The 7656-nt window shown below is 40.6% G+C and carries 11 protein-coding genes; 9 read left to right on the top strand and 2 right to left on the bottom strand.

Features of this window, described 5'->3' with window-relative positions; all coding sequences use genetic code 11:
* Both AACS90_RS15010 and AACS90_RS15005 read left to right on the top strand, forming a co-directional pair.
* Positions 1-463, top strand: a 463-nt coding sequence (locus AACS90_RS15010) for a winged helix-turn-helix domain-containing protein (RefSeq protein ID WP_256376550.1), incomplete at its 5' end; no start/stop codon positions are given.
* A gap of 597 nt (positions 464-1060) precedes the next feature.
* A complete protein-coding gene (locus AACS90_RS15005) occupies positions 1061-1540 on the top strand; it encodes an Hcp family type VI secretion system effector (protein ID WP_099123238.1) in 480 nt (159 codons plus the stop codon).
* On the opposite strand, the gene AACS90_RS15000 is transcribed toward AACS90_RS15005, so the two are convergent.
* Together AACS90_RS15000 and AACS90_RS14995 are read right to left on the bottom strand one after the other, a co-directional pair.
* Complete coding sequence (locus tag AACS90_RS15000) at positions 1537-1734, bottom strand: hypothetical protein (RefSeq protein WP_241538309.1); 198 nt, start codon at positions 1732-1734, stop codon at positions 1537-1539. The genes AACS90_RS15005 and AACS90_RS15000 overlap by 4 nt on opposite strands.
* A 202-nt stretch (positions 1735-1936) precedes the next feature.
* Positions 1937-2623 carry a hypothetical protein gene (locus tag AACS90_RS14995; RefSeq protein WP_099123236.1) on the bottom strand — a complete coding sequence of 229 codons (687 nt, stop codon included), beginning with the start codon at positions 2621-2623 and terminating at the stop codon, positions 1937-1939.
* Positions 2624-2981: 358 nt separating this feature from the next.
* On the opposite strand from AACS90_RS14995, the gene AACS90_RS14990 reads away from it, so the two are divergent.
* From AACS90_RS14990 to AACS90_RS14960, 7 genes are all read left to right on the top strand, one after another.
* Positions 2982-3359 carry a hypothetical protein gene (locus AACS90_RS14990; protein WP_099123235.1) on the top strand — a complete coding sequence of 126 codons (378 nt, stop codon included), beginning with the start codon at positions 2982-2984 and terminating at the stop codon, positions 3357-3359.
* A 166-nt stretch (positions 3360-3525) separates the two neighbouring features.
* Entirely contained in the window at positions 3526-4680 is a 1155-nt protein-coding gene (locus tag AACS90_RS14985; protein ID WP_099123234.1) for a phage major capsid protein, read from the top strand.
* 42 nt (positions 4681-4722) lie between these two features.
* The gene (locus tag AACS90_RS14980) at positions 4723-5271 is read left to right on the top strand and encodes an HK97 family phage prohead protease (protein WP_099123233.1); all 549 of its coding nucleotides are present in this window, start codon (positions 4723-4725) and stop codon (positions 5269-5271) included.
* 2 nt (positions 5272-5273) lie between these two features.
* Positions 5274-6491, top strand: coding sequence for a phage portal protein (locus AACS90_RS14975; protein WP_099123232.1), 1218 nt, complete (start codon positions 5274-5276; stop codon positions 6489-6491).
* Positions 6488-6823, top strand: a complete 336-nt coding sequence (locus AACS90_RS14970) for a phage head closure protein (protein ID WP_099115757.1) — start codon at positions 6488-6490, stop codon at positions 6821-6823. Before AACS90_RS14975 ends, AACS90_RS14970 begins: the two co-directional genes overlap by 4 nt.
* Positions 6820-7122 carry a head-tail connector protein gene (locus tag AACS90_RS14965; RefSeq protein ID WP_099123231.1) on the top strand — a complete coding sequence of 101 codons (303 nt, stop codon included), beginning with the start codon at positions 6820-6822 and terminating at the stop codon, positions 7120-7122. Before AACS90_RS14970 ends, AACS90_RS14965 begins: the two co-directional genes overlap by 4 nt.
* Positions 7122-7547 carry an HNH endonuclease gene (locus tag AACS90_RS14960; protein ID WP_099123230.1) on the top strand — a complete coding sequence of 142 codons (426 nt, stop codon included), beginning with the start codon at positions 7122-7124 and terminating at the stop codon, positions 7545-7547. The genes AACS90_RS14965 and AACS90_RS14960 overlap by 1 nt, the downstream gene beginning before the upstream one ends.
* The last annotated feature ends 109 nt before the right edge of the window (positions 7548-7656 follow it).

Genomic DNA, 7656 nt, shown 5'->3' with positions numbered 1-7656 from the left:
ATCGGAGAAAATCAGTCGGGAACTGCCCGTGATTATCCGTCATTTATTAAACGAATTTGCCGACCAGAATAAGGCTAAAAAACTGCTACAGGCGCAACGCGACTCTAACGAAGCATTAACGGTGAAAAGCAATTCCGATCCGTTGTATCGTTTCTGCGGTTATTTGATAACCGTCAATGAAGCTACTGGGATGAAGATGGGCACTAAGAACATTAGCCCACGAGCGCCGAGGTTATATTTGTATCATGCTTATCTTTCTTTTATGGAAGCGCACGGCTTTGAACGCCCGTTAACACTGACCAAGTTCGGCGAATCGTTGCCTAAAATTATGCTGGAGTACAAAAAGGAGTATCGGAAAGTGCGAACCAAGAAAGGTTATTCTTATAATGTTGAGTTGTCGGAAGAAGCCGAAGAGTGGTTGCCGTCATTGCCTGAATGCCGGGGCTTTAAATCCCCACTATAAACTTTTTGGGATTAAGTCTGCATTCCCTGCATCATTTTAAATATCTATTTGTATTTAAAAGAAAATAATAGATGTATAGTTATTTCTTAGCTATACATCAAATATACATTCTCTTCATTAGGATAAAAAAGGGGTGAACAGGGGATACAGTGAATGAATATCATATTAATTACTGCAAACCCATATGTAGCAAGGCTTTGAGAAGAATGTGTAGAGGGTGCATAACTGAGAGGGTGAAAAAGATTTATAGGGGGGTATCTCTGGTAGGAGGATTACATTTTCTAATTTCCAATACTCACTTTTCTTGTTTGATAAAATCATTATCACATAAAAATACTTTTATTTAACGATATAATTTAAATTAACAGTTAAACAATGGATTATAGGACATATAACAAAATATTATTTCATCTAAATATTATCGAATGTCACATTAATATAATGTGCATTACCTTGAGTGATAGTATTTTTAATTACTATGTTATATATTTTATCATTGTTATTTTGTTTTATGGTAAATTATTAACGTTACTATTGACAGAATGATGAATGGTTATATATTTTTATGGGGTAAAATAACATACAAAAGGAAATGAAATGGCAAATATTATTTACATGACCTTAAACGGTAAAAGTCAAGGATTAATATCATCAGGTTGCTCAACTTATGATTCAATTGGTAATAAATATCAAGAGGATAATAAGGATAAGATATTGATTTATTCTATAGATCACGATATTAACCGAGAGCAAAATGTAAATCATCATCCTATAGTAATAACAAAACCAATTGATAAATCATCTCCATTGTTAGGAGTTTCAATATCAAATAATGAGCATTTAGATTGCCTGCTTGAAATATATAGAAATAGTTCGGCAGGGGGATTGGAAAAATTTTATTCTATTAAATTAACGAACGCCGCTATAAAAAACATCTCCAGCCATTATCCTAATTCACTAAGTCACAATGATATGCAACCATATGAAAATATAACAATTTCATATGATAGCATAACATGGACACATCACATCGCTGGCACATCAGGTTACAGTATAAGAGAAGAGAATGTATTTTAATTCTTCTCAACTAAAAACAAAATGGTACGTTCAGTATCATTTTGTTTTATACTTATAATGGTATTACCTTTATGCCAGCGCTCATCTTTCCAATACTTATCATAGTATTTTATAAATCCCATATTTTCAGTGTATTTTATTAATTCTGTCAAACTGCTCAGATTTACGTTTGAAAATATAATTTCGTTAGTCATGGTGCTATTACCATCAGGGGAGTCATAGTATATGATATAATCATTTGAAATTAAAGGGATGCTCTTAATTTCCTCAAAAGTAAATGCGTAATAATAAATGAAATTTCTTTTTGTATATGACAAGTTAACATTGGCTAATGATGCAAAAAAAAGAATAACACCAATAGCTAAAATAAATATAACAATGCATATACGTATGAAATTACTCAACCGCAATCCCAGCATATTCTTTACCTATATTAACCCAGCTTGCATCTTCAATAAGCATTACGTCTTGACCAGTTTTTATATCACTCATAGGAATTATTGTGTTTAAAAAACTAGGCAAGGGAGCATTATAAGGAATCGCATTGTTTGGATACTTTTCAGGATCAGGAAATAATAATGGCTTAAAAGATTTATTTTTATATTTTCCTATAGCTCCATAATAATCCCATCTTTTATATGCTTTTTCTTTACTGACTACCCCTACTTGAGGTAAATAATTAATATCATTGATAGCCTGATAAAAACCGAATAAGTTAGAAATCAAATCTTCACCACTATAGCCACTATCTGAAATTAAAGTAAAGGGGAAGGAATCTTGATATGATTCAAATGAATGAGTTGTATACATCATAATAGTAAGTGCAACTCTTTTTTTATCATGCAAAGATAAACCTTTTCTAATCCTCCATCTTGTTTTTATAGATGTCCCTAGGCTACGCCCTTTACCCATATATTGAACATATCTAACGATAAAATGAGATTTATGAGTGGATTCATCCCCCAAAGCAAGAGAGATCATCAGCTTTCTTGCATCATCACCATTAGCATGTCCTAAATCTAACCATCCTAATTTTTCTGTATAAACTAACCGTCCATTGTCTATGTCAGATCTTTTAGTCATAGGAACTCCTGTAATTTAGTTAAATGTGCCATAAATTTTATAAAGTATGGCACTAAACAAAATAATTATCGGAACAGTTCTAACAGAAATCAGCTATTATAGCTTCACACTAAGTAACATATTTCTGTAAAATATAATGATATAATTACATACTAGATTAGTAAATCTTAATCTCACTTTTTAGAAATGGCATATGTTTTATATAAATCAGCAATAGTTAGATTTGTTTTTATTGAAAGAAATATCAATTTAAAACTATATCACCAATGAAATTACTTAAACTAAACTTCATCAACAATACTTGCTTTATTAACTCTCAAGTTAATGACTCTGGTGGTTTTAAAACCAATAAAATAATATGAAGAAAATATTACTTATCATTCTGTTTTTCCTTGTTTCTGCTTGTGCAAGTCAAGATGTCGATATTTATCCTGATGGAAATTCGTTAAAAGATGCTCGGATAGGTATTCCATATAATGAATTAATAAGAACACCGGGGACTATGGGGTTTTTCGCAGAAATAACGCCTTCAAACTCAGGTCTAACATGGAGTCCCAGTGATTATGATGTTCCTGTATTACCAGTAACAGCAAAAGATTATAGCCGCATAAAAATACAAGGAACTCTGATACATGCTGGAGAAGTAATCATCAAAATATCTGGTGCCACTTATGGGCATATGTTTAAAAGCCCCTCAGGATTTAATAAAACTTACACTATAAAAGTAAAGGAATAATTTTTATTATTAGAGTGGCGGCTTGTATCGCCATTCATTACAAATTTATATTAAAAATACTCTCATCTACTTTGTGTAATCATTTAGCATAATCAAATAGCTTTATTATTAATTTTCATGCTGTTAAATATATTTAATTGAAAACAAATTGACATATAAAAACATTATGAAAAAACTACTCGAATTACGCCAACAAAAAGCCGATTTAACTACCCAGATGCGTTCACTTCTCACCAAAGCCGAAGATGAAAAGCGCTCACTGAATCCCGATGAAGCCAAACAGTTCGACGAGCTGCGCAGCCAGTCTGATTCTCTGAATACCGAAATTACTCGTTATGAGGTTTTATCTGATGAAGAACGCAATCAGGTAAAGACTCAGCCAACCAGAGAAAAACTCAGTAATGACGAATTACGCAATTATATTCTGACGGGTGAAACTCGTTCCCTGTCTACAGGCGTTCCCGCAGACGGCGGTTATACCGTTATCCCTGAGCTGAATAAACAAATCATGCAGCAATTGGCTGATGAGTCGGTTATGCGCCGAATCTGTACGATTAAGACCACACGCAGCAATGAATATAAACAGCTTGTGTCGGTCGGTGGCGCAGCCGTAATCCACGGGGAAGAAGGCAAGGCACGCGGTGAGACTGCCACGCCGAAGATGGAAGAAGTCAGTATCAAGCTGTTTCCTATCTATGCCTATCCTAAGACTACCCAAGAAATCATCGATTTTAGCGATGTCGATATTCTGGGCTGGTTAACCTCAGAAATCGCTGACACCTTTGTTGACACCGAAGAAACCGATCTGGTTAGCGGTGACGGTAGCAAAAAAGCGAAAGGCTTTCTGTCTTATCCCCGTGATAACAAAGCTGACAAGGTACGTGCATTCGGTACGCTGCAAAAGCTGGAAGTTACCAGCCTTGAGGCCGATAGCCTAATTGACCTGAAATTTCTGCTCAGGAACAAATATCGTAAAAATGCAGTGTGGGTGATGAACTCCACGACCGCCGCCAACGTGCAAAAACTGAAAAACGGCAATGGCGATTACATCTGGCGCGAACGTCTGCAAGCGGGTGATCCTGATATGTTGCTGGGCTTACCTGTCCATTATCTCGAATTTATGCCGGATGACATCATTAGTCTGGGCGACTTCAACCGCGGTTACTTCATCGTTGACCATCAAACGGGCATTCGTACCCGTCCTGACAATATCACCGAACCGGGATTTTATAAGGTACATACCGATAAATATCTGGGCGGCGGGCTGGTGGATTCCAACGCAATCAAGGTGCTGGAAATCAAAGGCACTAAAGCGGGTTAACGGTAAGGGGCACTGCGCCCCTTTGTAATCTGGAATCTACCAATGAAAAATGATTTTGAAATCCGCACTGCTTCCCTTTCTGCCAGTGATAAGAAACTGACAGGCTATGTGATTAAGTGGAACAGCCGATCACATATCTTGTGGGATGAGTTTATCGAACAGTTCGCCCCGAATGCCTTTAGCGCCAGTCTAGCGGCAAGTGCTGATATCAGGGCACTGTATGAACATGATCATATGAACCTGTTAGGCCGTACCACATCTGGAACATTGCAACTTAGCGAAGATCCCACCGGATTACGTTTCGAACTCACCCCGCCTGATACGCAATTAGGGCGTGATGTGCTGACACTGGTTGAGCGTGGTGATATTCAGGGAATGTCCTTTGGTTTTCGTGCCATTAAAGATCAGTGGGATACCAGCCAAACACCGTATGTCAGAACCGTCTTAGAGGCTGAATTACGGGAAATTACTGTCACCAGTTTACCCGCCTACCCTGAAAGCGGTGTTGAGATTGCCAAACGCTCCCTGAATGCAGTAAATCCCTGCAATGCGGATTTGCGCCATTACTGGCTGCAATTGTCTGAGGTGTGATTATGTGGCCTTTTAAGCGAAAAGCCTCTGAGACTCGTAGTATCAGCATTGATGAGTTTCTTTCTCTGGCGGGTATGTCTAATACCAAATCCGGCGAGCATGTTTCCCCCTCGACCGCCGAGGGTTTACCTGCCGTGATGAACGCCGTCACAGTGATTAGTGAAGCCGTTGCCACCATGCCCTGTTATCTCTATCGGGTGCAGCACCAGCACGGCAAAGAATCCCGCGAATGGTTGAGCGATCACCCTGTAGATTATTTACTCAATGAATGCCCTAACGATTGTCAGACCCCGTTTCAGTTTAAGCGAACACTGATGCGCCATTGTCTGTTAAATGGCAATGCGTATGCAGTCATAGTCTGGGGAAAAGATGGACAGCCACAATCGTTGCACCCTTACCCACCGTCATCGGTTGTACCGCAACGATTATCCGATCACCGATTTGTCTACACCATCACCGAACCTTATAGCGGCAAGGTAAATACCTACCTACAAGAAGAGGTGTTGCATTTGCGTTATGCCACCGAAGACGGCTTTCTTGGTCGCTCACCTGTCACGATTTGCCGTGAAACATTGGGTTTGGGGCTGGCACAACAGCGGCACGGGGCAAGCATTATGAAAGAGGGCATGATGGCAGCGGGCGTGATTAAAGCCGCTGACTGGCTGGATGGCATCAAGGGCAATAAGGCACTGGAAGCCCTCGAACGTTATAAGGGCGCTCGCAATGCAGGCAAAACGCCCATTCTTGAAGGTGGGATGGAATATCAACAATTGGGAATGAGCAATCAGGATGCAGAATGGCTGGCCTCCCGTCGTTTCACCATTGAAGATATCGCCCGGATGTTCAATGTCAGTCCTATCTTTCTGCAAGAGTATTCGAACAGTACCTACAGTAACTTTAGTGAGGCTTCCCGCGCATTTCTGACGATCACCATGCGCCCGTGGCTTGCCAATTTTGAGCAGCAAATCAAATCCGCCTTGCTGATGAATTCACCAACAAAAGGCATTCGCTACCAAGTCGAATTCGACACAGCTGATCTACTTCGCGCCAATCCGAAAGAACGTTTCCAGAGCTACGAGACAGCGATTAAATCCGGTGTGATGTGCCCGAATGAAGCCCGTGAACGGGAAGGCTTATCGCCCCGTGCCGGTGGCGATGAATTCAGTCAGGCATGGAAACAAACCGTGGAAATCAAACAAGACAAGGAGAGTAACGAATGAGAGCAGGCAGATTACGGCATCGGGTGACAATCCGAAAAAATGAAGCCAGTCGGGGTAAATTTGGTGAAGTACTCAACAACTGGGTAGATTTAGCCACGGTCTGGGCAGAAGTGAAAGCGATTAGTGGACGAGAGCTGGTGGCATCCGGCGCCGTATTCTCCGAAGCCACCGTGCGTATCTGGCTGCGTTATCGTGCTGATGTGACCACAGCGAACAGCATTACCTTTCACGGAGCGAACACGACGGGCACAGCTTTTAGCATTATGGCGGTCATCCCCGATGCGAAATACACTCGCCTAGAGCTGCTTTGCAAGGGAGGAATATTCCGATGAGCAGGATTGAAATTCCCTTGAATGAAATCAAACAGCATTGTCGGCTGGAGGACGGTTACACCCTTGATGATAGCTTATTAACGGTTTATGCCGATGCTGCGTTGGTAGTCTGTCAGCAACATATCGGTAAACGCTTTGATAAAGGATTGGTTTTCACGCCAGCGATTAAAGTTGGTTGCCTGCTCTATATCGGCTTGTTGTATGAAAATCGGGAAATGGTGACAGATGTTGAACTGAAAGAAGTGCCTTTTACCATCAAATCACTGTGGTCTGTCTATCGTGATGTGGGGATCTACTGATGCCGTGGCAACCGTTAAGACGTTGTAGCTATCCGAGTTGTAAACAACGGGTAAAGTCTGGTCGCTGTGAGGAACATCGGCGGGAACAGAACAGGCAGCGTGGTACACGTACCGAACGTGGCTACAGTAACCGATGGAGCAGATACAGATTGATGTATCTCAAAACGCATCCCTTATGTTTGCATTGCCTCAAGCTGAACTGCTACATGCCTGCAACCATTGTGGATCATATCATCCCGATACAGGGTGAAGCGGATGTGCTGTTCTGGCCTGCATCCAATCATCAAGCACTATGCCATGCTTGCCACAACCGTAAAACGGTACAGACAGACCCACTCACCAAAGCCAAGCGCAAACAAGGTGCTTATCGGGAGCAGGAGACAGAAGCAGTACGATTATTTATCGCAGGAATAATAACTAAATGAAATAACGGGGTGGGGGTATCAAAAATGACAAACACCCCTCTGAACGGAACCGCCCCCTCCTTCAATTTTTACGCACGGCAATTTTTTTGAAAATAAATCACAAGGAACA

This window comes from Xenorhabdus sp. KK7.4 (assembly GCF_963876465.1).
Taxonomy (GTDB): domain Bacteria; phylum Pseudomonadota; class Gammaproteobacteria; order Enterobacterales; family Enterobacteriaceae; genus Xenorhabdus; species Xenorhabdus stockiae.
Note: the sequence above shows the minus strand (reverse complement) of the source record. Positions and strands in the feature narration are given on the sequence as shown.